This window comes from Chryseobacterium sp. BIGb0232, from assembly GCF_024810195.1.
GTDB lineage: Bacteria > Bacteroidota > Bacteroidia > Flavobacteriales > Weeksellaceae > Chryseobacterium > Chryseobacterium pennae.
This window is the reverse complement of sequence record NZ_JANUEH010000005.1, coordinates 23,201-45,594: the sequence shown is the minus strand read 5'-3', so window position 1 is coordinate 45,594 and position 22,394 is coordinate 23,201. Positions and strand designations below refer to the sequence as shown.

25 protein-coding genes and 1 riboswitch are annotated in these 22,394 nt (G+C 34.8%); of the genes, 23 read left to right on the top strand and 2 right to left on the bottom strand.

The genetic code is table 11. The features are described from left to right. The first annotated feature begins 69 nt into the window (after positions 1-69). The 18 genes from M2372_RS13380 (at position 70) to M2372_RS13295 (ending at position 15,958) form a co-directional block, all read left to right on the top strand. Entirely contained in the window at positions 70-609 is a 540-nt protein-coding gene (locus M2372_RS13380) for a dihydrofolate reductase family protein (protein WP_123320815.1), read from the top strand. 100 nt (positions 610-709) lie between these two features. Next, positions 710-1,084, top strand: a complete 375-nt coding sequence (locus M2372_RS13375) for a VOC family protein (RefSeq protein ID WP_123320816.1) — start codon at positions 710-712, stop codon at positions 1,082-1,084. Positions 1,085-1,217: 133 nt separating this feature from the next. Then, positions 1,218-1,997, top strand: a complete 780-nt coding sequence (locus M2372_RS13370; RefSeq protein WP_123320817.1) for a hypothetical protein — start codon at positions 1,218-1,220, stop codon at positions 1,995-1,997. A 338-nt stretch (positions 1,998-2,335) separates the two neighbouring features. Then, the gene (locus M2372_RS13365; RefSeq protein ID WP_123320818.1) at positions 2,336-2,845 is read left to right on the top strand and encodes a hypothetical protein; all 510 of its coding nucleotides are present in this window, start codon (positions 2,336-2,338) and stop codon (positions 2,843-2,845) included. Between the two features lie 45 nt (positions 2,846-2,890). Continuing rightward, positions 2,891-3,658: a hypothetical protein gene (locus M2372_RS13360; RefSeq protein WP_123320819.1), complete on the top strand. Its 768-nt coding sequence runs from the start codon at positions 2,891-2,893 to the stop codon at positions 3,656-3,658. Between the two features lie 143 nt (positions 3,659-3,801). After that, positions 3,802-5,412 (top strand): serine hydrolase, encoded by a 1,611-nt coding sequence (locus M2372_RS13355; protein ID WP_123320820.1) that lies wholly within the window; start codon positions 3,802-3,804, stop codon positions 5,410-5,412. 177 nt (positions 5,413-5,589) lie between these two features. Continuing rightward, the gene (locus M2372_RS13350) at positions 5,590-5,973 is read left to right on the top strand and encodes a 5-carboxymethyl-2-hydroxymuconate Delta-isomerase (protein ID WP_123320821.1); all 384 of its coding nucleotides are present in this window, start codon (positions 5,590-5,592) and stop codon (positions 5,971-5,973) included. Between the two features lie 30 nt (positions 5,974-6,003). Beyond that, the gene (locus tag M2372_RS13345) at positions 6,004-6,507 is read left to right on the top strand and encodes a DinB family protein (RefSeq protein WP_123320822.1); all 504 of its coding nucleotides are present in this window, start codon (positions 6,004-6,006) and stop codon (positions 6,505-6,507) included. Positions 6,508-6,694: 187 nt separating this feature from the next. Beyond that, positions 6,695-7,264, top strand: coding sequence for a hypothetical protein (locus M2372_RS13340; protein ID WP_123320823.1), 570 nt, complete (start codon positions 6,695-6,697; stop codon positions 7,262-7,264). 704 nt (positions 7,265-7,968) lie between these two features. Further along, positions 7,969-8,808, top strand: a complete 840-nt coding sequence (locus M2372_RS13335) for a hypothetical protein (RefSeq protein WP_123320824.1) — start codon at positions 7,969-7,971, stop codon at positions 8,806-8,808. A 106-nt stretch (positions 8,809-8,914) separates the two neighbouring features. Then, positions 8,915-9,682: a CHM family subclass B1 metallo-beta-lactamase gene (gene blaCHM, locus M2372_RS13330; RefSeq protein WP_123320825.1), complete on the top strand. Its 768-nt coding sequence runs from the start codon at positions 8,915-8,917 to the stop codon at positions 9,680-9,682. 80 nt (positions 9,683-9,762) lie between these two features. After that, complete coding sequence (locus M2372_RS13325; protein WP_123320826.1) at positions 9,763-10,542, top strand: alpha/beta fold hydrolase; 780 nt, start codon at positions 9,763-9,765, stop codon at positions 10,540-10,542. A gap of 17 nt (positions 10,543-10,559) precedes the next feature. Next, positions 10,560-10,910 (top strand): DUF2200 domain-containing protein, encoded by a 351-nt coding sequence (locus M2372_RS13320; RefSeq protein ID WP_123320827.1) that lies wholly within the window; start codon positions 10,560-10,562, stop codon positions 10,908-10,910. Positions 10,911-11,144: 234 nt separating this feature from the next. Beyond that, entirely contained in the window at positions 11,145-12,098 is a 954-nt protein-coding gene (locus tag M2372_RS13315; RefSeq protein WP_123320828.1) for a DUF2157 domain-containing protein, read from the top strand. Further along, complete coding sequence (locus tag M2372_RS13310) at positions 12,088-13,152, top strand: DUF4401 domain-containing protein (protein WP_123320829.1); 1,065 nt, start codon at positions 12,088-12,090, stop codon at positions 13,150-13,152. The genes M2372_RS13315 and M2372_RS13310 overlap by 11 nt, the downstream gene beginning before the upstream one ends. Further along, complete coding sequence (locus M2372_RS13305) at positions 13,145-13,633, top strand: GDYXXLXY domain-containing protein (protein WP_123320830.1); 489 nt, start codon at positions 13,145-13,147, stop codon at positions 13,631-13,633. Before M2372_RS13310 ends, M2372_RS13305 begins: the two co-directional genes overlap by 8 nt. A gap of 271 nt (positions 13,634-13,904) precedes the next feature. Beyond that, a riboswitch (FMN riboswitch) is annotated at positions 13,905-14,030 on the top strand. 92 nt (positions 14,031-14,122) lie between these two features. Beyond that, positions 14,123-14,770: a 3,4-dihydroxy-2-butanone-4-phosphate synthase gene (ribB, locus tag M2372_RS13300; RefSeq protein WP_115970296.1), complete on the top strand. Its 648-nt coding sequence runs from the start codon at positions 14,123-14,125 to the stop codon at positions 14,768-14,770. A 189-nt stretch (positions 14,771-14,959) separates the two neighbouring features. Next, complete coding sequence (locus M2372_RS13295) at positions 14,960-15,958, top strand: T9SS type A sorting domain-containing protein (RefSeq protein ID WP_123320831.1); 999 nt, start codon at positions 14,960-14,962, stop codon at positions 15,956-15,958. Between the two features lie 126 nt (positions 15,959-16,084). Here M2372_RS13295 and M2372_RS13290 read toward each other — a convergent pair whose 3' ends face one another. Further along, positions 16,085-18,169, bottom strand: coding sequence for an outer membrane beta-barrel protein (locus tag M2372_RS13290; protein ID WP_123320832.1), 2,085 nt, complete (start codon positions 18,167-18,169; stop codon positions 16,085-16,087). Between the two features lie 184 nt (positions 18,170-18,353). Between M2372_RS13290 and M2372_RS13285 the strand changes: the two genes are divergently transcribed. Continuing rightward, positions 18,354-19,106 carry a DUF3575 domain-containing protein gene (locus M2372_RS13285; protein WP_228455776.1) on the top strand — a complete coding sequence of 251 codons (753 nt, stop codon included), beginning with the start codon at positions 18,354-18,356 and terminating at the stop codon, positions 19,104-19,106. A 74-nt stretch (positions 19,107-19,180) separates the two neighbouring features. Here the strand turns inward: M2372_RS13285 and M2372_RS13280 are convergent, their stop codons facing one another. Further along, entirely contained in the window at positions 19,181-19,396 is a 216-nt protein-coding gene (locus M2372_RS13280) for a hypothetical protein (protein ID WP_115970288.1), read from the bottom strand. Between the two features lie 434 nt (positions 19,397-19,830). Here M2372_RS13280 and M2372_RS13275 point away from each other — a divergent pair, with 434 nt between their 5' ends. The 4 genes from M2372_RS13275 to M2372_RS13260 are packed head-to-tail and all read left to right on the top strand — an operon-like array spanning position 19,831 to position 22,346. Then, positions 19,831-20,682, top strand: coding sequence for an alpha/beta fold hydrolase (locus M2372_RS13275; RefSeq protein WP_115970287.1), 852 nt, complete (start codon positions 19,831-19,833; stop codon positions 20,680-20,682). Beyond that, entirely contained in the window at positions 20,682-21,152 is a 471-nt protein-coding gene (locus tag M2372_RS13270) for an RNA polymerase sigma factor (RefSeq protein ID WP_115970286.1), read from the top strand. Before M2372_RS13275 ends, M2372_RS13270 begins: the two co-directional genes overlap by 1 nt. Beyond that, positions 21,142-21,735, top strand: a complete 594-nt coding sequence (locus tag M2372_RS13265; RefSeq protein ID WP_123320834.1) for a hypothetical protein — start codon at positions 21,142-21,144, stop codon at positions 21,733-21,735. The genes M2372_RS13270 and M2372_RS13265 overlap by 11 nt, the downstream gene beginning before the upstream one ends. Then, positions 21,732-22,346 (top strand): class I SAM-dependent methyltransferase, encoded by a 615-nt coding sequence (locus tag M2372_RS13260; protein WP_123320835.1) that lies wholly within the window; start codon positions 21,732-21,734, stop codon positions 22,344-22,346. The genes M2372_RS13265 and M2372_RS13260 overlap by 4 nt, the downstream gene beginning before the upstream one ends. Positions 22,347-22,394 lie beyond the last annotated feature (48 nt).

The window sequence follows — 22,394 nt, the reverse complement described above, 5'->3', positions numbered from 1 at the left end:
AAGTAAATTATACTTATCTTTCATTACTATTAGAAAAATCATTAACCCCTATTATCATTCACTTTTATTATGAAAAAAATCATCCTGGATTTAGCGACAACCTTAGACGGATTCATTGAAGGGCCTAACGGAGAAATCGATTGGTGCATTCTGGATGATGATATGGATTTTGATGGCTTTATCTCTGGTATCGACACCATTTTCTATGGCCGGGTAAGCTACGATGCATGGGGAAATTATCTGCCCGACGAAAATGCAGCCCCGGAAGAACATGAATTCTGGAAAACCATCCACTCAAAAAATAAATTCGTCTTTTCAAATCAAAACCGGGAGGATAAGAATGCAACGTTCATCCACTCCGATCTTGTCGAAAAAATTTCAGAAATAAAAAAACAGGGCGGAAAAGACATTTGGCTGTATGGTGGTGCAAGTCTTATTAAAACGTTCATTCAAAATAACCTGATTGATGTTTACAGAATATCTGTACATCCTGTTGCTTTAGGAAACGGAAAACCTCTTTTTGAAGATCTGAAGGAAAGATTGAATTTAAAACTTATGGAAACCAATGTGTTTAAATCCGGTGTAGTACAGCTTATTTATCATCCATAAAACTGAAATTATTCCCTCGTCAACGAATATTAGGATAGCAAACAGCATATCAATCAGTTATGGTATTATTTTTAATTTCAAATACAACATCTCCCTAACCATGAATATAAAATTAGAATCTGTCATCCTGTATGTACAAAATACCAGTCTACTTAGAAATTTTTATGTTGAAAATTTTAATTTCAAAGTTCTTGAAGAGGACTCTATTTGGGTTCTGATGAATGCCGGAACTGTTAATATCGGACTTCATAAAATCGGAGATCAGTACCTGGAAAAAATAGGAAATGGCCATCAGTTTGACAACAATACCAAACTTGTTTTTGAAGCAGACACCGATATTGAGACTGCAAGAAATGAACTGTTGTCAAAAAACGTACATATGAGGGAAGTCAAAACTTTTGAGAACTATGATTTCTGGTTGTGTGACGGGACAGATCCTGAAGGAAATGTATTTCAGTTAAAATGTAAAAAATAGCAACTGAGGTTCGTTTTTTTAACCCTTTTTTTGAAACACTGAAATTATATTGAAGTTTAAAAGTTTGAGTATAAGAAATCTACTGAAATTTTAAAAAAATCTATTATTTTCATAACCCACAAAATTTATTATCATGAATGCAAAAAAAATACTTGGCTTCATCTGTTTATGCACGATCCATTTAGGGTTTGGACAAAATATAACGGTCATTGAAAAACAACTGAATGAAGCCTTTCAAAAAATTAATTATTGGTCTTCTGAAGGCAGAGATTTTAAAAATTCTTATGATTCTTTGGCTGCTGCCAACACAAAATTTGAAAAATTATTAGTTCGATACACTTCTTCTCATCCTCAAACCATAACCAATGATTTCAAATTTCTTGAAAAAAACGGATTGATCATTGCAACCTCAGAAGACGGTAAATTCCGGATCTATTCCTGGGATACCTGGACCGGCGGAACTATGCATTTCTTTAAAAATATATTTCAGTATAAGTCTGATCAAAAAGTATATTCGAAGGCTGGAGAAAACCAGGGTGAAGGAGACCCGGGATCTTATTATTATCAGATCAATGATATTATTTCAGAAAACAAAAAATACTATCTTGCTCAAAACAAAGCAATTCTGAGTTCAGGGATGAGCTATCATAATATTAAAGTTTTTTCCATTGACAATGGACAATTGAATGACAAAGCCCAGCTCATCAAAACACTAAGCGGAATAAAAAACCAACTGGGATATGAAGTAGATCTTACCGCTTCAGCCAACAGAAATTATGAAGGTAGAGATTACGAGATTGAATATGACCCTAAAAATAAAATCATCAGTATTCCTGTAATTCAGGCTGATTCTAAGGTTACTGCTAAAAAGATCCGTTATCAGTTTAAAGGAAAATATTTTGAGAAACTGTAACGATCGTGAAATACCTGTTAATACTCATTTTATTATTTTCTTCGTCCTTTTATAGCCAGCAATGCAGTTGTTCACAAAAACCGGAACTGAAAGATGTAATTTCCTGTGAGGCTACCCTATTGCAGAATGAAGCAAAGATATATTAGGAATATGACTGCAATTCTTCATGGATAACTTTTCAAAAAGGGAAAGAAAAAATAAAAATTTTTGAACTTGAAAAAGAATTTATATAGCTAAGCGGAAGGTTGGGTTACAGAAACTGGACAGAATATAAAAACACTTTTCTCATCGAATACAGACCATCACGCTGAATATTAAATAACAAAAAACATTTAAAAATGCCTGCTACCATTGAAATACAAAACAGAACCAATTGGTTGATGACCCTTATCACAAGCCTTGCATTAGTTATACTCCTTTTTATTATTTTAGTTATAATTCCTTTGACAGCCGCTGAAAAAACCTATTTACTTTCCGCATTGAGTTATATCTTCACAGTATCTCCTTTTGTAGCTTTTTTTATTCTGTTCCTATATCTTTGGCTGTGGAATACCTTTGGAAAAACCATTCTCAAGATTGAAACGGATTCTATAACTGTAATACATAAAAATAAATTATTTAAGGCTCCCAACACCTTCCTGAAACAGGAAATTAAGGATATTCAGACAATAGATCAGAGAATAGAAAAGTATAAATTCGGAGTTCGTTATCATTTTTCATGGACAGGAGCTACCTATTCTGTTGTACTGGCAGACAAAAACGGGGAGAAAAGAATTGTAGACTGGATTACAAAAGAAAAAGCTGATGAAATAGCTGATAAAATAAAAAAAGAATGGTGTTGGAATTAAGCATCTCAAAATAAGATAATTTTTACTGACGAAATAACTATTAAAATGTACAACCCTACTAGAAGAAATAAAAACATCGGAACCGAAATCCAAGGTTACGGCCAGAACAACAAGCTAAAGATTTCTTCACCTTACGGAACTCTACAATCATTTTACGAACAGCTTACCCATTATAAAAAAGAAGTACGGATCATCAACAACCATGAATTTTTGTTTATTGTTGAGGAACCCCGCAAACATTCTATTCATTCCTGCTCTATTGATGATATTCAGAAAATTATTGAACAGATTCCCTCCGAAGATTATGGTGAACTAAGATTTATCATTCTCAGACAGCCGAAAAGAAAAGAAGAAATTCTTTCACCTGTCTGGGGAAGACTCATCTATAGTTACGAATTTGAAGATGAATATTATCCCGCTATTATTTTAGATGCCATTGATCTGGAAAGACAGTTATCCTGGCCTAAAAAACAAAGTATTGAAGATCAGCAGGAATTTGAAAGATTAAAAACTGATGGTCATATTTTTACCGAAACCAAAAGGAACTTCATCACTGAATTCAAGCCTGAATTGGTCAGAAACACACAACTTTACAGAACTCTGCCTCATGAATTTGGGCATTATGTTCACTATTTGGGAATTGTAGAACGACCTGGGAACGAAGACGAGGAAGATGATAAGAAAGAAAAAAGAATAAATCACTATTTCAGTCTTCCCACAAGTGAAAAAGAAAAATTTGCACATACCTACGCTGAAAAACTCAAAAATAAATTAGCCTTTGAAAATAAAATTCCTTTTGAATCTCTTAAATAGTATTAAAAATAAAGACAGTAAAATAATCTCTTATTCATACGAATCAAAAATACTTATCCGGAACCGATGTCAAATAATCCAATTATTTTTCAAAACCCAATGTAATACTACTTCTTTTATAATTGTCTTATCTAAAAAGATACATGAAAGTTATTTTAACCTACCTTCTCCTACTCTTGGCAGCCAACCCTGTTTTTTCACAAAAAACTAAACAAATTGAGCAATTACTGGAAGCTTATGATAAAGCAGGCAAATTCAGCGGCACTGTTCTTGTCGCTGAAAAAGGAAAAATTATTTTCGAAAAAAGTTACGGCTACAGAAACGGTCCTAAAAAAGAAAAAAATACCAACAAAAGTCTTTACAGAATTTTTTCCACCACAAAAATGTTCACTTCCACAGTCATTCTGAAGCTGGAAGAAGAAGGAAAATTATCGATCAGCGACAAACTTTCCAAATATTATCCAGATTTTCCCAAAGGAGACAGTATCACCATTGCGAATCTTCTTTCCCACACTTCAGGAATTCCTAATGAAACAGGCTCAGAAAATACGGTAGATGAAGAAACATTCATCAAATATATTTCGGCAAAACCATTGAATTTCCCACCTAATACAAAATGGGACTACTCCAACTCCGGATATTATATTCTAGGATATATCATTAAAAAAGTGACCGGAATGGATTATGACAAGGCTATTGAAAGCTATATTCTTAAACCTCTGCAGATGAATCATACCGGTTTCCACTTTAATACTGTTACAGATGAGAACAAAGCCTTTGGATATGATTTTTTATTAGACCATGCATCTACCGAAGCCTTTCGTTTTAAAACAGATCATCCATTTGCAGCAGGTGCAATGTATTCTACTGTTGGCGATCTTTTCAAATTCAATGAGTCTTTTAAAAACAATACAATTCTTGAAAAGGAAACTACTGAAAAAATGTTTACACCTTACCTTAACGATCATTATGGATTGGGCAGTGATGTCATCATTAATAATGGTAAAAAAAGTGTTGGGCATGGTGGTGGTGGTCCCGGCTACCGGAGCATATATTACAAAATTCTGGAGGATGATATTTGTTTCATCGCCCTGTCAAATTCTACATTATCACATACAGATATCATCGTACCGAAGATTGAAAATATAATATATCATAAGCCTTATAAGATTCCTACTGCTGTAAAAATTAATCAACAGGAACTAAAAAAACTGGAAGGAATTTACTCTGCTGGAAACACTAAATTTTATGTAACTGTTCTGGACGGGCAGGTTCTATTCAGAGAAAATGGATATCCTATATGTTCACTATTCCCTGTCAGTAATACTTCATTTCAGCTGGATGACAATGTTACGTTCACCTTCAAACCGGATGAAACAGGAAAAATTAATTCTGTGATGGTTAAGCTTCGCGATGGAACTGTAAAAACAGGAACAAAGACAACAGATATTTATCTATGGGGAATTATCGGAGATGCAACTCCAGGCGGATGGGACGGAAAAGATACCCCTTTGCAGGCAGATACTCAAAAACCGAATCTCTATTTTCTCAAAAATTATCATCTGAAAAAGGGTAAGCTAAAATTCAGACTGGATAATGATTGGGGCTACAATCTTGGTTTAAATAACGATGGAAAGACTATTGCACTTAATGCTTATGATTTTCTGATTGGAGAAGAGGGTCAGTATGATATTCTACTGGATATGTCTGATCCCATAAAACCTCAGTACAATATTAAAAAATCTGTTCAATAAAAAACCGTTATCATATTTTTTAAAAGCCCGGATGATCTGCTATCCGGGCTTTTTATTTTAATTTTCACAATTACAGCCATACAAAAACTTTATTATCAGAACGGGATCTTATTTGAAACAGGGATTCATATTTTTCTTATTTTTACATGACAAAAATCATATTACAAAATATTTCGTATGCCTCATTTCATCATTGAATGTTCACAGGATGTCCTCTGGCAAAGAACCTCCGATGAAATTATGGATGCCGTATATACAGTAGCCGAGTCTGCAGGGTTATTTGCTGCTGATGATATCAAGGTAAGACTTCAGCCTTATCAGTATTATCGGTTGGGAAAGCATAAGAACAACTTTCTGCATGTCTTTGGATATATTATGGAAGGGCGCAGCACAGAACAAAAAGCAGATCTTTCGACACAGATTGTCACCCGGCTGACAGCATTACTTCCTGACGTTTCTTTTCTCTCTGTGAATATCAATGAATTTGAAGCAGCAACCTACAGCAATAAGGCGCTTATTAATCCTGAAAACAATGATAGGGATAGGCATTTCGGACTTTAATTCCCATTTTAAAACCAAAATATTAATATCATGAGCTTAAAAACATTAATCACCAAAACAGTTCAGTACAACAATTGGGTAGTTAATAAATACATTGACTGGTTATCCACAAAATCCGATGAACAGCTTAATCAGGAAGTTATATCCAGCTTTTCCACTATTTTAAAGACCCTGCATCATATCTGGCAGACCCAGGAATACTGGTGGAGCCATATTTCTGGAAACAATGATTTCGATTTTGCCAAAACCACCGCTGAGACCAGCAAAGAAGAAGTTTTTAGCAACATAAGGAGTAACTCTCAAAAGCTGGTAGATTATGTGGAAACCTTATCTGAAGAGGAATTGTCAAAAAATGTAAAAATAGAATCTCAGTGGTTTCAATGTGATTTTTCAAAATATGAATACATTCAACATGTTGTTCTTCACGGAACTTACCATAGAGGACAGATTGTGACAATGGGCCGTAATGTCGGTATCACGGATGCTCCTATGACCGATTTCAACTTCTGGAATATCTATAAAGACAAAGAATAAGACTTCTGTCATTTTTAATCTTTTTACCATGGCCTCTACAACCATAGAACTTAGCCTGAATCAGGAAAAAAAATCCAATACCTTTTGGAAATTATATCGTCTCCTGAGTTTAAAAATATAGGGGGTAAAGATCATGCAAGCTTTTATACTGATCAATCCGCTTGAATAAATTGAATTAAAAAATCAAATGGGAAAACTTTTTGAACTTATCGCTGATCAGGTTGTTGAAAAACTTGATGAATATTATACAGAATGTCATGTATGTGGAGATTCCCATGTAGATTTATACCCTTACCAGGGGCAGGTTACTCTTGAAAATGGTGAGATTGATGATGATATTTATGCTGCCTGCTATGAATGTTTGCACTCTAAACCTATGATGCATACCTGCAGTTTTCTGTATGAAGAGATTATTGAGAAATATGTGCGTTCACTTACCCTTTCTGATACCCGGACAGCAGCACTCAAAATGATATTAATAAAACAGTATAATCGTACTCCGGATATTCCATTTTTTATGCAAAAACCTGATATGCCTCTTTGTTGTGAAAACATCACTGAATTTACAGGTTATCCACAAAATAATGATGACCTGTATAACATCAGTGAAAATTACAGGTATTGGGAAGAAGGGGTCAAAGAAAAAAGTAAGTATTATGATTTTAAAACTTATGGAAGCCCGGAAAGTCTGAGAGAAATAGCTGCTTTTCAGTGCTTACATTGTGGTGAAAAATATTTTACATTTCAATTTTCTTAAGTTTAATTTTTAGATTATTTTCGTGAAAAATAACCTATAAAAAAATTCTAAAATCTCTCAAATACTTCTTTGTTACAGTATTATCTGTCATTTAAGATTTAATTACCAAAATCTATGAATTACTGGCTGGGCTTCAGAATCATAGAAAAATATATTGAAAGTCTTTAGCAATATTCAATTTTAAAATAAACAAAAATTTTCGCTTTAATCGCTATTCTTTTCATTTAAAGAATAATAAAATCTATGACCTACAGGGAATATGGAAAAATATGTGGATAACTTTAAAAAAAAAGAAAATCTTTATTTCACAAATGTGGATAACTTTTTAACGTCATTTAAATAAAACAGTTAAAACACTAATATTAAAATATTTAAACAAAATAAATTATCCACATAAAGTTTTCCGCGAGTAAAAAAAGATGTGGATAATTTTATGTGGATAACTTTTTTACACATACTCTCATTCCTTATTTAACACAGAAAAAATGAGTTTTCAATAGCAAAAAGACGACATAAATATTTTAATCATAAATATTTATAATTATTTTTTTTGTAATTTTAAAAAACAAATAAATCACTATAAAAAGATATACATAAAAGATCAACCCCCTCTACATGAAGAAAAAAATAAGAGCATCATTATCACCTCACCACTGAAGAAAATCACCCACAAAACAATGAAAACAATTTAATCCCCTCATTCCATGACAACACCAGACATCCAGAAAAAAATCATTCCCTATATTGGAGAAACTGCTCCGTACATTAATATTCCGGAACATATTATTTTTAATGATCACAGCATAGAAACAGAAATATCCGGTTGGGATTTCAGCAATGAAAATCTCACCTATCTCTTGAAAGCTCTTGCTTCATTAGGAAGCTGCAGCCTATACAAACTGCTAAACAATTCTTCTGAAGAAAAGATTTATTTCCTTGGAGAAAAATTAAGAATCAGAAAATTATCCTATAAAGCTATTCCTGACACTCTTTTGATTACCGGTGGAAGCTATCTGGAATCCAAAAGAAAAGGCAAATCATGTCTTAATGCAAAAGATAAGCAATCTGGAGAGATCCTGTATTCTTTTGAACTTGATTATCATATCATTTCCCAGGATGCATTTGGAGTTTTTTATAAAGATTTTTTCGATGATACTCTTATTGAAACTTACGATGAAAAACTTCCGGAAGGCAAAATCAACTATACTGCGGACCCGCATCAGTTCACCATATCCATCATGCCTTTTACCCTAAATCAGTGTAAAGGACATTTTGAAAACCACCCAATTGTTCCTTTTGTCTTCATCGCCAACTGTGTCCTTAGAGAGGTTTTCAATTTTCTAGGAAACAAAGGCTCTTATGAAATCGACAGTCTGGAAGGCTATGCCTCCAAAGCAATGCCTATTGGAACAGAATTTATGATTGAAGTTTTTCAACAGAAATTTTTAAAGAACCTCATCTACTTCAAATGCGAAATAAAAGACATTACAGGAAATTCTTATGCTGTAATGATTATTAACATCAAGTCGGAACCAACCTCATAATAAACAACTTCAATTACTTCAATACCCTCTGAAAAATCATATTTCCGGGGGTATTTTCGTGTTTACGTTAATATAAAATTATATTTTTACATCAAACACCAAATCAATGAGAAACATTACTAAAAATACATTCATCATCTTATTATACTCCTTTCTTTTTACAGGATGTAACACTCAGCAGCAAAGTAATTTTAAAGCAAAAGAAATTTATAAGTCTGATCAGCTTATCATTACTCAGATTTCTGAGAATTCTTTTATCCATACTTCTTTTAAGCAGACCAATGATTTCGGAAACGTACCCTGTAATGGCCTTATTGTAAAAGTTGCTGATGAAACTATTGTATTTGATACTCCAACAAATGACAAAGGTTCAGAAGAACTGATTCAATGGATCAATAAAACCCTTCATTCAAAAATTAATGCCATTATTCCTACTCATTTTCATGATGACAGTCTAGGTGGATTACAGGCATTTCATAACCACCACATCTCTTCCTATGCCTATTCCAAAACTATTGATCTGGCGCGGGAAAATAACTTTACTGTTCCTGAAAACAGCTTTAGCGACTCTTTGGTATTAAAAGTAGGTGATAAAAAAACGATTACAAAATTTTTAGGAGAAGGTCATACAAAAGATAATACAGTTGGATATTTTCCCAGTGAAAATGTATTGTTTGGAGGCTGCCTGCTAAAAGAACTGGAAGCTGGTAAAGGATATTTAGGTGATGCCAATGTTTCAGACTGGTCCGCTACAGTTGAAAAAGTAAAAAAAGAATATCCTAATGTAAAAATCGTTATTCCGGGGCATGGTGAATATGGAGATCTAAAATTACTTGATTATACAATTACTTTATTTAAAGTGCAGCAAAGGTAAGCTACAGAAAGCTTTACCTTGAATTCCACAGCCTTTTTGTACCTTCGTTTCTAAACATTATTTATACACCAAAAAAAATCATGGAAAAATATACAATATCTTCTGATGGTCAAAAAATTCATTATAGAGAATCCGGAGACGGAAGTACAGCAATCATCATGATCCACGGCTGGCTCGGCAATACTGAATGGTGGGCAGATCAGCAGAAATATTTTGCACCCAAATATCGTGTTATACAAATAGATCTGGCAGGCCACGGTAAATCTGATTCTTCCAGAAATGACTGGACGAGTTCCCGGTATGCTGATGATATAAAAGCGGTAGCTGACGCCATAGACTCACAGAACATTATACTCGTAGGTCATTCAATGAGCGGAGCTTATGTTCTTGAAGCTTCGTTGAAAATTCCACAGGTAAAAGCTCTTGTTCTGGTAGACACTTTAAAGAACCTTGATGAATCTTTTACTGAGGAACAGGCAGAGGAAATAATGTTTTCCCATTACAGAACAGATTTTAAATATGCAGTGGAAAACTTCCTGCCTCAGTATCTTTTTGCAGGAAAAACACCTGCTGCTGTAAAGGAAAGGTTACAAAAAGAATTCCTTCAAAACGAGCCGGAAATGGTCATCAATCTTCTCAAACCTTTATACAAAACCGATTTTACAACCATTGCAGAGCAGGTTCAAATTCCGGTAATCGCTATTAATTCGGATACTTCTCCTACAAATATAGATGCTAATCGCAAATATTTAAAGGATTACAACTATGTAACCATGACAGAAGTGGGACATTATCCTATGCTTGAAAAGCCGGAAGAATTCAATACTATACTTGATGGAATTTTAAAAAAACTAGTTTAATACTGAATCCCCGAGCCATGCAGAATACAAAAATTTTCACCACAGCTTTTGCCAGTGTTTATCCGCATTACATTCAAAAGGCGGAGAAAAAGGGACGGGCAAAATCTGAGGTTCATGAAATCATTCACTGGCTTACCGGTTATGATGAGCAAGGACTTCAGGAGCAACTGGATCAGAGAAATGATTTTAAGACCTTTTTTGAACAAGCTCCCAGGATGAACCCTAACGCTGCATTAATCAAAGGAGTTATTTGCGGATATCGTGTAGAAGAAATAGAAGATGAACTGATGAGGAAAATCCGATATCTTGATAAGCTGATTGATGAATTGGCCAAAGGAAAAAAAATGGAAAAGATACTAAGGGAATGATTTTAGTCAACCTTAATTGATCATCAGGTATTATTTTTAACTCAATATCATAGAACCAGCATTGTTTATAAAAAAAACATTATGCTCTCCTCAACTGGCTGATTAATTATATAGATCAGAAATGGGACCATATTTCCTGCGATACCTAATAAACTTCAGCAATAAGAATATACAGAAACTGAACAACAACTTATATTAGGACAGTACAAACTGTCAGCACTTAACATATCTTAAATGAAAAACATACAACGAGAAGATCTCCAAATCCTCAGCCGGCACAGCAATCTGAGTGAAGAAGAAATCAAAACAGTTCTTAAAGATACCATTTACAGCAGCACAGAAGCCTGGCAAAAATTTCTTAAATTATTCCTGATCAGTCTGGGAATAGGGCTTACCGTATCCGGAATTATTTTCTTCTTTGCTTACAATTGGGCAGAGCTTCCTAAATTTGCAAAAATCGGATTAACAGAAATACTGGTTATTACCACTACAGGTTTAGCGGTACTTCCTAAAATCAACAGCAACATCCGAAATATCATCCTTACAGGAGCATCAGCCTTAGTAGGAGTTCTGTTTGCAGTATTCGGACAGATCTATCAAACCGGTGCCGATGCTTATGACTTTTTTCTGGCCTGGACTCTTTTTATAACACTTTGGGTGATCATATCAGATTTTGCCCCTTTATGGCTTCTCTATATAGTTTTAATAAACACCACCCTTGTTTTATACTCTCAGCAGGTAGCAAAAGACTGGGAAAACATGAGTATTCTTATTCTGATATTTATCCTTAACACAGTTATTTTAATCAGCTCAATTCTTATATCTCATTATAAAAAGATTCATGTTCCCCATTGGTTTACCAACATTTTAGCATTGGCCGTTATCAGTATATCGACATTTGGACTTTGTCTGGATATTACTGAGATTCATAAAACATCGTTATACATTCTAGCTCCACTCAGCACTGTTGTATATGCTTCAGGAATCTGGTATGGTTTCAAAACGAAAAACAGCTTTTATTTTGCCATTATTCCGTTGAGTATTGTCATTATTATCTGCTCTTTACTGTTCAAGACAGTAGATGGTGAGGCCATATTCTTATTGGTTTTCTTTTTCATAGTTGTGAGCATCACCCTCATTATTAAAAATCTGATGAACCTTCAAAAAAAATGGAAAAATGACAAATAGAGAACATATAAAAAAACTGATGGATCATCTTCAGACTGAGAGTAACAGGGAAATTCATTTTGATGAAGATTCTATTATGGCAGCTTATGAGGAAAAAGACAATAATCACCAATCATTATCTATCAAAATATTATCCATAATTGGTGGAATGATGGCATGTCTTACCTTCCTGGGCTTTATTTTTTTGTTTCAGGTTTTTGATTCTCCCACAGGAGCAGGTATATTGGGTGTAATCTGTATTGCAGGTTCTTCGCTGATCAGCAGAATATCCGGAAAAACAATTATAGATACCTTAAGTGTTTCTTTTTTCATTACTGGTTTTGCTCTCCTTGGCTTTGCTCTTTCTACCGAAGGAGACAGCGTCTACATGGTATTCATTGTCTTTGCATTATGCACCTTGTTTCTGGTTCAAAGCTATATCCTTTCCTTTATTTCAGTATTGATCATCAATGGAAGTATAGTTGCATTTTCTCAGACTCATGATACTTACAGTCTGATCTCAGCAATTATTATATTTCAAACAGTAATAATAACATTCCTATTTCTTCAGGAAGCAAAAATAATTACCAAAAACAAGATATTGTCTAAGCTGTATGATCCGGTTCGGGCAGGAATGGTCTTTTCATTTATATTTACTCTTGTATTTTCAGGACTGGCATCTTTTCTCCACCTGACAGAGCATTATTATGACTGGATCCCGTCTGTTGTGATTATGCTGGCTATCCTTTATGTTGTATTTCTTCTATTCAGAACATTAAAGGTAACCAGTACAACTTATAAAATTATTATTTACACTCTTACTGTTTTATTTTTACTGCCCACTTTACTAACACCTACCATATCGGGAGCAGTCCTGATTATTCTGTTAAGCTTTTTTGTCAATTACAGAACAGGATTGGTTTTAGCCATCATTGCTCTGATCTATTTTATCGGACGTTTTTATTACGACCTTGGTTTTACCTTACTGATCAAATCCATACTCCTTTTCGGATCAGGAATTAGCTTTCTGGCAATTTACTTCTTCACTCACAAAAAACTGACAGCAAATGAATAAATATAAATGGCTTATCATCATTCTCAACCTTGTTCTGTTGTTGGTATACTTTAATTATTCCGTAGTGGAAAAAGAAACTTTGCTAAAAAACGGACAACCCATCTTATTAAAGCTGGCACCCGTGGATCCGCGCTCACTGATGCAGGGTGACTATATGAACTTACGGTATGATATCGCGAATAACATTAATGCGGAAAAGATTCCCAAACGTGGCTATTGTGTGGTAAAACTTGATACAAAAGGAATTGCCGAACAGGTTCGCTTTCAAAAAGGCCCTACTCCATTAAGAACCGGAGAACACCTCATCAAATATACCTCACCCAATCAATGGAGAATTAATATCGGCGCCGAGTCTTTCTTTTTCCAGGAAGGACAGTCAGAAAAATACGATGCCGCCGAATATGGTGGAATAAAAACAGACAAAGACGGAAACAGTCTGTTGATAGGATTATACGACGAAAACTTAAAACTGATTAAATAATATAGAGAATAGAAGAAATAAAATCATCAAATTTTATAAATCCGGAAAAGAGGTTTTATAAACAATACTCTTCCGGAATTCCTGAAATATAATCAACAGAATCCATCCCAATCCAGGGATGGATTTTTATTTACAACCCATCAGTTATTGATAAATCCTATTGCCAAAGCCTTTTCTATCTCAAAAATCTTTCCGAAATTAGCAGCCTGTGTATTAAATATAATTAATGAAATAAAAATTTAAATTAAAACATACAGCAAAACTTAGTATAAGTTTTCTTCGGGGCAGGGTGAAATTCCCTACCGGCGGTTACAGTCCGCGACTCCTTTCATCTGAAGGGACTGATTTGGTGAAATTCCAAAACCGACAGTTAAAGTCTGGATGGGAGAAGAAAATGAAACGTACGGTAAGATCCTTTCTGGGCTCTTGCGGTATCGTATTTCATTTCCATGTACCGAAGACTATTTTAACTTTTAAAAGTAAAATAACATGGAAAAATTATTAGAAAAATTCGGAGCAACCTCCAAAGAACGTGTAGAAAAAGCACTTTCAACATTACAACAGGGAAAAGGTATTCTTTTAGTAGACGATGAAAACCGCGAAAATGAAGGTGATATCATCTTTCCCGCTTCCACTATTACAGAACAGGACATGGCACTTCTGATCCGCGAATGCAGCGGTATCGTCTGCTTATGCATTTCTGAAGAGAAAAGTAAACATCTGAACCTTCGTCCGATGGTGGAAAACAATAATTCAAAAAATCAGACTGCATTTACCATTTCTATTGAAGCCAAAGAAGGCGTGGAATCCGGAGTTTCAGCTAAAGACCGCGTAACGACCATCAGAACAGCAGTTGCTGCAGAGGCGCAGGCGGAGCATATTGCAAGCCCGGGACATGTATTTCCACTAATCGCCAAAAAAAATGGAGTCTTTGAAAGACGTGGTCACACAGAAGGCAGTGTAGATCTTGTAAAAATGGCTAATCTTGGTGATGATGCAGTACTTTGTGAACTTACCAATGAAGATGGTTCTATGGCAAGACTTCCGGAAATCGTAGATTTTGCCATCAAAAAAGATATGAGTGTAGTAACCATTGAAGATATTTACGCTTATCGCAAAATGGTTATGAGCAACTAAACTTATAGATATTTAATACACAGAACAGCCGCCCGATACTATGGGCGGTTTTTTATTTCACATGAAGCCTACTTCTTGTTAAAATATTTTTTTAAATAAAAAGATATAATTATTTAAATATTTCATTAAAAACACATTACAATGAAATTTGATTCATCTTTTTAGCTAACTTTAATAAAAAATTTGGCCATGAAAAAATCTATCCTTTTTCTGTTGGGAGCTTCTGCTATGCTTTCAGCGCAGATTACGCTTACCAAAGCTTCTCATGATCCTATCCTCAACGATGTTGTGGACAACAAAATCATCACCGGAACTGTGGATAATTCTGCAACCGGAGCCAATGCTACATTTTCAAACAACGGTCTTACTTTGGGTGCACCGGCGCTAGTAAGTTATCTACCCCCTGCAGCAAGTGAAATCACTACTTTCCCAGGCACCAATATTAAAATGTTTGAAGGAACAACCTCCATACTTTATAAAGCCTCCCCCACAAAATTAGAGATCACAGGAATTGTAAACCCTCAGGTTACTCTGAATCTGAGTATGGATAATGGGACTTATATGACTTATCCTATTACCTACGGACCTGCTCAGAATGATACCGCCAAAGGAACTTTTTCGTCAACTTTAATTAACGGAATATGTGTGGGTACTACTTCTACTGAGGCCGATGCTTATGGAACATTGATCCTGGGTGGTCACACTTATAATAATATTCTCCGGGTAAAATTTATACAGAATTTTAATTTATATTCTGTTTTGGACATCACCTTTTTAAACCCTCTGGGTTCTGTTACCAATACCGCTTATTCTTACTATGATGCTTCTCACAGATATCCACTGCTGAGTTCTACTACAGTCAACTTATCGGTACCTGCCCTGAGCATCAACCAAACCACCACCAGTTCTCTGGCATTGACTATCGCAACACTGGCAGCCCATGAAGTAAATAAAAAAGAAAGCTTTAGTATCTATCCTAATCCTGCACAGGATTTTATTGGATTTAAAGGAAATACAGAAAACTATTCAAAAGCGAATATCTACAGTCTGGATGGAAAACTTATCAAAACTGCAGATCTGAATTCAGGAAACATACAGATCTCTGATCTTCCACCCGCCTCTTATTTCATTGAGGTAAGTGGTAAAAATTCTGAAACGAAAAAGAATATAAAATTCATCAAGAAATGATAATAAAAAAATCTCGTTCAAAGCTAATGAACGAGATTTTTTTGATCTGTTTGGTTTAAGCCCTAAAGAATAATTATAATTCTCTTTATGCCTTTAGTATTTTCCAGCATCTCGCTTCCAGCATTTTTAGAAAGTAGCCGCCGGTGCTGTATCATTATTCAGTTTTTTCTGAACCTCAGTTTTTTTTCCTTTAGAAAAATCATAGCTCAGGCCTATTACAAACATAGACTTGTTGTTCATGATCTGTGTATGAACTTTATAATCCACCAAACTTTCAGATAAGCTTTTCGTTTTATATTCGGAAGGCATTCCTATCCAGTACATCCCTGTAGAAAAAGTAAAGTTTTTATGTTTATAGCTGATAAAAACATTATTCTGATTCTCATTAGTATTCAAAAAAGCACCACTAAGACTGTACGTTGGGATATTGAACTGATATTGAGCAGAGAAATTTTTATATTCTGAAGACAGTACAAAATAGTTGGCGAGATAATCATTTTTAATTACTGCCCCGGTACCGGTTTTTACCATTTCAAAAGTGGGAGCCAAATTAGCTTTTACCACTAAAAGATTGTTCCCGAAAGGCTTAAAAGACCCTGAAATAAAGGCTCCAACCTGCTGAGCATACTTTCCGTTTTCATAAGTCAGTGCATAACCTCCAAAAGTATTATCCAAAATATAATACTGATTGATCACCCGGTCTGTGTAAGAATAGGACACATTCACATTAAAATCAAAATACTTGTTGTTCAACGAATATGTAAGGCTATTGGTCCATTTCTGCTGAGATGTAAGGAAAGGGTTTCCTTTCTGTACAATATTGGGAGCAAGCTGAACGACATTACTGCTGAGTGCATTACTCAGCGGACTTATAGGTTTATAACTGCTGGTAAACCGGATGCTCTGATTATTTTTAAGCTGATAAGCCAACACTACTTTTGGAGTAAAAGACCACTCATCAAAGGTATTTTCTGCACTTTTATTATGAATATTGGTAAGCCCTACCCCGATACGGTAGCTGAACTTCTCTATTTTCCCGGCAAATTCACTGTAAAGATATTGCTCCAGATAAGTAACCTTATATTGAGTGTATCCGGAAAGATTGTTCAGGTCATTAGAAATTGAAGAGTTTGAAATACGATATCCTGACGAAAGTTTTCCTGCTTTAAAATCATGAGTATGTGCCAACTCTCCCACAAAACTTGTCTGCTTAGCCTTTAAAATCATATCGTTGTCATATACGGAAAGACCGGTTCCTGTAACCCATTCTTTAGCTGTTTCTGAAGAATTGGTGGTATAATCGGAACCTACGACATTAATACTCAACTCATCTTTTAGACCTATTTTTTTAGAATAATAAAGATCCAGCTTAGGAATTACATAATCTGAACCATTATTTTTAAACATTGCATGCTCTTCAATGGCATTATCTGTTGTAAAAATACTTTGTCCGGTTCCTTTTGAAAACCTGCTGAAAATATTCATATTCATTTTTGCCTGAAACACATAATTATCAGGAACCAAACGGGTATAACGCAATGCTACAGACTGATAAGTATAGCCAAAATGATCTTTCCTGTCCTCATTAGACCGATAATGTTTACCATCCAACTGATAATCATAAATACTGTTTACCCTTCTGTCATTGTAATCCCTTACATTAAGAGAGTATTCCAATCCTATATCATTCTTGCCTTTTGTATAATTAGCATACGCAGATGCATTTACAAAGCCTGTATTCACTGCTGAAAATCCTTCTGCCCCAAAAACATATCCCGTTTCAGTAGATCTGGTCAGAATATTGACTACAATATCCGCTCTTGTTGCCCATCTTGCCGGTGGAATATCATAATATTCTACTTTTACCACTTCACTGGGCGCTACACTTCTGATCTGCATGTCTGTTGCTTCCACTCCGTTTATGAGAAATAAAGCAGTACCTCCTTTTGTACTTGTAATCGTATTTGAAACCGGGTCCAGCTGCAGCTCAGGAAGTATACTTAGCAAATCCTTTGCATACCGGGCTTTTTCCAGCGCTGCTTTATCAAAAGTATATACTGCTTTATCAGCAAACTGCTTCTTACGTTGTGCCTTTACAATAATTTCCTGAAGCTCTTTTGTCTCTGAAGTACTCACCGTATCATTTTTTGCTTCCTGTGAAAAAACGAAGGTTCCACAAAAAATGCAAATGGTATATATAGTTTTTCTCATGTCTGAAATGGATTATACTTTTATGACAATCTATTCCTGAAATGTATTACATTACCTTTAATTTTAAAATAAAAAAACACCAATACCATTGACAAATTAAGTGTTCTTTCTGTGAATTTTAATTATTATGTTAAATTCAGCCCACTTTTTGCTGCTATTTTTTTACATCACAAAATATAAGATTATGAAAAAAGTAATGCTCTTCATCCCCTGTCTCCTTTTTTCAGTATTACAGGCACAGGAGGATCAAAATATTTCAGCTGAAAAGATGAATATCGTCAAGACGAATGTTACCGCTTATGCATTCAGGAATATCAACCTGTCTTATGAGCGGGCTTTTAATCAATGGCTTTCCCTGAATATTGGTTTCGGAACAATGCCGGAAGGCAAAGTCCCTTTTATCAATGCCTTTCTGAAGGATAAGGATGAAAAAAGATTTGAAAACCTAAGAGTAAAAGCTACCAATTTCACCATTGAACCAAGGTTCTATATCGGGAAAGGATATGGAAAAGGATTTTATTTCGCTCCTTATTACCGCTATTCGGATGTTTCTTCCAATACTTTTGATTTCTACTATGATTATAACGGACCGGATGGGAATACCTATCAGATCCCCCTTAAAGGACAGGGAAATACAAAGGGCAATAGCGGCGGACTTATGGTAGGAGTTCAGTTTTTCCTTACCCGAAACCAGAATCTGGTCCTTGATTTCTGGATTGCCGGAGCTCATTACGGAAGTGGAAAAGGTGACTTTACGATGACTTCTGATTATGTTCTTACATCAGATATGCAGTCACAATTAAAAAAAGAAATAGAAAATCTGGATATTCCGTTTGTAAAATACACTGTGGAAACCAATGCTAATGGAGCAAAAATAAAAGTGGACGGGCCGTGGGCAGGCTTCAGAAGTGGACTTTCTTTGGGATACAGATTTTAATACAAAAATTTGATTTATAAAATATCAGACAAATAAACCCGGCGCCGCAGATTCTCTGCGGCGCCGGGTTTATTTTAATGGTAAGCTTGTTTAAATTTTTCTATCATACTGTCCAGATTATGACGCTGAACATACACAGTTTTCACCTCTTCATATCGTGGTGATTTGTAGAAAACTTCATGAAAATCCATACTTCCGTTTCCTACTTTTACGACTTTCTGTACTTCAATATTAAGTTTTTTTAGCTCGTCTTTAAAGACTTTAAATTCATCCTGGATACTACTGCTCATTTATATTTTTAAGTTTTTTAGTTAAAATTTCATTTTTGCCGATCTACCCCATCACTTCCCGGGGCAGCGACTTAAATTTTTAATAAATTTAGCAAATTTTATCAATATAAACACCTTTATACCATTATTTATTCGTTTTATTTATCAAAACAACCAAAATACAATTCATTTCACAACCATAATTAATCACCCACCAGAGAGGGAATACGGAGAAACAAACGTATACATCGTACTCATCATGATATTTATCATATTTATTTAAGAAAATGCAACCCCCTTAAGAAGATGGTAAAAAAAAAATTCAACATATACTTTCCTTTACAGTAAGCCTTTTCAACGAAAAAAATATTTTTTCAAAAAAAACTAAAAAATAGTGTAACATTTTAAAAACTCTCGTCTCTAAAAGACAAATAAACCTTAAAACTTTAGAAATCATGAAAAAATTCACATTCCTTCTTATCATCATGTTATTTTTTGCAGCAGTATGTAATATATTTGGTCAGGAAAAAACATACCCGTTTGAGGTGAAGAAAACCGGAAAGGGAAAACAGTCTTTAATTCTGATTCCCGGATTTGCATCTTCAGGAGATGTATGGAACGAAACAACTGCAAAGTTTGAAAAAGATTTCACCTGTTATACTTTAACTATGGCAGGATTTGCAGGAGCAAAACCCAATGCTGAGGCCAGCTTCAAAGATTGGGAAAAGGGAATTGCAGCTTATATAAAGAACAATAAAATTGAAAAGCCCATTATCATTGGACACAGTATGGGTGGTGGACTCGCTCTGGCAATTGCTTCGGATTATCCTGAGCTGGCAGGTAAAATTGTAATTGTAGATACGTTACCTTGCCTGGCAGCAATCTCCGACCCTAATTTTAAATCCAAGGAAAACAATGACTGCTCAACCACCATCAGTAAGTTTACAGCAATGCCCGATGAAAACTTTCGAAAAATGCAGACTCAGACTATCCCACGCCTTTTGGCTGACACTTCTATGCAGGAAACTGTGATTAACTGGAGTATGAAATCTGACAGAAAAACATTTGCAAAAATGTATTGTGATTTCTCTAATACAGATCTTAGGGAAACTATCAAAAACATACAGTGCCCCTCTCTTATTCTTTTAGAGTCTTATTTTGTATTTATGAAACCATCCATTGAAGCACAGTACTCCAATCTTAAAAATGCTAATCTTCAATATTCCACAAAAGGATTACACTTCATTATGTATGATGACAAAGAATGGTATTTTAACCAGCTTAATAACTTTTTATCCGCAAAATAATGGTATTTGAGGATATTTACGAAACCTATTGGCAAAAAATTTTCCGCTTGTGCATGGGATATGTAAATGATCCCGACCTCGCTCAGGATCTTGCTCAGGAAACATTCATCATCGTTTGGCAGCAACTTCCGAAGTTCAGAAATGAATCAGGAATCGGAACATGGATCTTCAGAATTGCTTCCAACAACTGCCTCCGACAGATAGAAAAAGAAAAAAGATTTTCTAAAACAGATTTACCCATTAATCTGGAAGAGAAAAAACAGGAATCTATGGAACCTCAGATACTGCTGCTCTATCAGTTTATTTCAGAACTTCCGGAAACAGACAGAATTATCATCTCTCTGGAACTGGAAGAACTAAAGCAGGCAGAAATAGCTCAGATTACAGGACTCTCGGAATCTAACATCCGGGTAAAAATCCACAGGATCAAAGAAAAATTAACACAAAAATTTAAGCACAATGGATACTAATATTGATTTTAAAAATATCTGGAAACAGCAGACTTCCAAGAAACCTAATATAGAAGAGCTTCTCAATACTCTGAAAAAATTTAAAAATGAAAACCTTCGTAAACTTATCCTTGCTAACCTTTTACTGATTGCAACCAGCTTGTGTATTGCTTTTATCTGGTATCGTTACCAGCCTCAACTGATCAGTACAAAGATTGGAATCGTACTTGTTATTCTGGCTATGGTTATCTTTCTATTGGCTTACAACAGGATGTTTATGATCTTTTATAAAATTGATAACACCCAATCCAACAGCGACTATCTTCAGAATCTCTATCGGGTAAAGAACAAACAGAAATTTATGCAGACCACCATGCTTAATATATACTTCATGATGCTGTTTCTCGGAATATGCCTGTATATGTATGAATACGCTTCAAAAATGTCATCTGTTTATGCAATTCTGACTTATGCCGTTACTCTATTGTGGATCGCTTTCAACTGGTTTTATATCAGACCTAAAACAATTAAGAAACAACAGGGGAAAATTGACGGATTAATTAATAAATTTGAGGAAATAAATAATCAGTTAAAGGAAATATGAATTCTTCCGACAATAAAAACCATTGGGAAAATGTTTACGAAACTAAAAATCCCGATCAGGTAAGCTGGACTCAGAAAAAGCCTCAGACTTCTCTTGATTTTATTAATTCTTTCGGATTGGGAAAAGAAGCGAAAATCATAGACATTGGCGGCGGAGACAGTAATCTTGTTGATTTTCTGCTTGAAGAAGGTTATGAAAACATTACCGTATTGGATATTTCTGCCAAAGCTTTGGAAAAAGCAAAACAAAGACTGGGTGACAGTGCAAGCAAAATTAAATGGATTGCTACAGATATTACCACTTTTGAACCTACAGAAACCTATGATATCTGGCATGACAGAGCTGCCTTCCATTTCCTGACTACTTCAGAACAGGTTGCAAAATATATTGACATTGCAAAGAAAAGTATTAATAGCTTCCTTGTTTTAGGAACTTTTTCCAAAAATGGGCCTGCTAAATGCAGTGGACTTGATATTCAGCAATATGATGAGGAATCTCTTTCTACAAAATTTAAAGGAGATTTCGATAAGATTCAATGTATTGGGGAAGATCACACTACTCCTTTCGATACTACCCAAAACTTTATTTTCTGCAGCTTTAAAAAGCACTGATTTTTATAGTTTTTTTATTTATTTTTGGCGGACAAAAAAACAACACTT

Coding starts and splice junctions, on each gene's coding strand:
- M2372_RS13325 (WP_123320826.1), top strand. CDS start 9,763: ATGGAAAAATATACAATATCTTCTGATGGTCAAAAAATTCATTATAGA.
- M2372_RS13310 (WP_123320829.1), top strand. CDS start 12,088: ATGACAAATAGAGAACATATAAAAAAACTGATGGATCATCTTCAGACT.
- M2372_RS13270 (WP_115970286.1), top strand. CDS start 20,682: ATGGTATTTGAGGATATTTACGAAACCTATTGGCAAAAAATTTTCCGC.
- M2372_RS13375 (WP_123320816.1), top strand. CDS start 710: ATGAATATAAAATTAGAATCTGTCATCCTGTATGTACAAAATACCAGT.
- M2372_RS13315 (WP_123320828.1), top strand. CDS start 11,145: ATGAAAAACATACAACGAGAAGATCTCCAAATCCTCAGCCGGCACAGC.
- M2372_RS13275 (WP_115970287.1), top strand. CDS start 19,831: ATGAAAAAATTCACATTCCTTCTTATCATCATGTTATTTTTTGCAGCA.
- ribB (WP_115970296.1), top strand. CDS start 14,123: ATGGAAAAATTATTAGAAAAATTCGGAGCAACCTCCAAAGAACGTGTA.
- M2372_RS13285 (WP_228455776.1), top strand. CDS start 18,354: ATGAAAAAAGTAATGCTCTTCATCCCCTGTCTCCTTTTTTCAGTATTA.
- M2372_RS13345 (WP_123320822.1), top strand. CDS start 6,004: ATGAGCTTAAAAACATTAATCACCAAAACAGTTCAGTACAACAATTGG.
- M2372_RS13295 (WP_123320831.1), top strand. CDS start 14,960: ATGAAAAAATCTATCCTTTTTCTGTTGGGAGCTTCTGCTATGCTTTCA.
- M2372_RS13305 (WP_123320830.1), top strand. CDS start 13,145: ATGAATAAATATAAATGGCTTATCATCATTCTCAACCTTGTTCTGTTG.
- M2372_RS13320 (WP_123320827.1), top strand. CDS start 10,560: ATGCAGAATACAAAAATTTTCACCACAGCTTTTGCCAGTGTTTATCCG.
- M2372_RS13260 (WP_123320835.1), top strand. CDS start 21,732: ATGAATTCTTCCGACAATAAAAACCATTGGGAAAATGTTTACGAAACT.
- M2372_RS13265 (WP_123320834.1), top strand. CDS start 21,142: ATGGATACTAATATTGATTTTAAAAATATCTGGAAACAGCAGACTTCC.
- M2372_RS13340 (WP_123320823.1), top strand. CDS start 6,695: ATGGGAAAACTTTTTGAACTTATCGCTGATCAGGTTGTTGAAAAACTT.
- M2372_RS13360 (WP_123320819.1), top strand. CDS start 2,891: ATGTACAACCCTACTAGAAGAAATAAAAACATCGGAACCGAAATCCAA.
- M2372_RS13355 (WP_123320820.1), top strand. CDS start 3,802: ATGAAAGTTATTTTAACCTACCTTCTCCTACTCTTGGCAGCCAACCCT.
- M2372_RS13280 (WP_115970288.1), bottom strand. CDS start 19,396: ATGAGCAGTAGTATCCAGGATGAATTTAAAGTCTTTAAAGACGAGCTA.
- M2372_RS13365 (WP_123320818.1), top strand. CDS start 2,336: ATGCCTGCTACCATTGAAATACAAAACAGAACCAATTGGTTGATGACC.
- M2372_RS13350 (WP_123320821.1), top strand. CDS start 5,590: ATGCCTCATTTCATCATTGAATGTTCACAGGATGTCCTCTGGCAAAGA.
- blaCHM (WP_123320825.1), top strand. CDS start 8,915: ATGAGAAACATTACTAAAAATACATTCATCATCTTATTATACTCCTTT.
- M2372_RS13335 (WP_123320824.1), top strand. CDS start 7,969: ATGACAACACCAGACATCCAGAAAAAAATCATTCCCTATATTGGAGAA.
- M2372_RS13290 (WP_123320832.1), bottom strand. CDS start 18,169: ATGAGAAAAACTATATATACCATTTGCATTTTTTGTGGAACCTTCGTT.
- M2372_RS13370 (WP_123320817.1), top strand. CDS start 1,218: ATGAATGCAAAAAAAATACTTGGCTTCATCTGTTTATGCACGATCCAT.
- M2372_RS13380 (WP_123320815.1), top strand. CDS start 70: ATGAAAAAAATCATCCTGGATTTAGCGACAACCTTAGACGGATTCATT.